At 67.3% G+C, this 1020-nt stretch carries 1 protein-coding gene; it reads right to left on the bottom strand.

The annotated features are described in order from the left end of the window. Positions 1-1020, bottom strand: a 1020-nt coding sequence (locus tag Q5530_RS37495) for a pectate lyase family protein (protein ID WP_415367694.1), incomplete at both ends; no start/stop codon positions are given.

The following is a 1020-nucleotide window of genomic DNA, read 5'->3' as shown; positions in this document are numbered from 1 at the left end:
CCGGTACGCAGGTGGTCTGGTCGAGGGTGTAGGCGTAGGGGATGGAGACGGTGGTGGTGGACTTGACGTCGGGGCCGGCGGGGTTGGTGTCGCTGCCGGGGGTCGACCAGGTGACGTTGTCGAAGGTGTTGCCGCTGACCTGCCAGTACCCGGCTTCGCTGGTGTAGAAGGTGCCGAGGGCGTCGTGGACGTCCTTGAAGTAGTTGTTCTCGACCTTGGCCCTGGCGCCGGCGCGGGAGTTGATGCCGGACTCGTGGATGTCGAGGTAGTGGTTGTTGTACATGTGGCCGATGCCGCCGCGCAGCAGGGGGGTGCGGGAGTCGATGTTCTGGTAGAGGTTGTGGTGGTAGGTGACGAATCCGTTGGAGCGGTCGCTCTCGCTGGATCCGACGAGTCCGCCGCGGCCGGAGTTGCGCAGGGTGCTGTAGGACAGGGTGACGTACTGGGTGTCGTCCTTCATGTCGAACAGGCCGTCGTAGCCCTCGGACTCGCCGCCGGAGGCGAGCAGGGTGGTGTGGTCGACCCAGACGTTGCGGACGCCGCTCTCCATGCCGATGGCGTCGCCGCCGTTGGAGGTGGGCGAGCCGGACTTCTTGACGTTGCGGATGGTGACGTTGCGGATGATGATGTTGCGGGAATCGCGGATGTGGATGCCCAACTGGTCGAAGACCGCCCCGCTGCCGACGCCGATGATCGTGACGTTGCTGATCTGCTTGAGCTCGATGACACCGGCGGCGGTCGAGCAGCTCTCGCCCGAGACCTTCGTGGTGTTGCCGTGGTTGATGGTGCCCTCGACCTCGATGGTGATCGGGGTGCTGCTGCCGGCCCGGCCGCACAGGGCCTGGTGGATCTGGGTGCCGGAGGTGGCGCGGACCGTCGCCCCGCCCCGGCCGCCGGTGGTCCCGCCGTTCTGGGACGCGTAGCCGGTCGCGGCGCCCGAGGGCGGGTTCTGGTTCGACGTCGTGGTGGTCGAGGTCGTGGTCGTCGTCGACGTCGTGGTGGAGGTCGACGTGGAGGTGG

Source organism: Saccharothrix sp. BKS2, from assembly GCF_047689505.1.
GTDB lineage: Bacteria > Actinomycetota > Actinomycetes > Mycobacteriales > Pseudonocardiaceae > Actinosynnema > Actinosynnema lopnurensis.
Note: the sequence above shows the minus strand (reverse complement) of the source record. Positions and strands in the feature narration are given on the sequence as shown.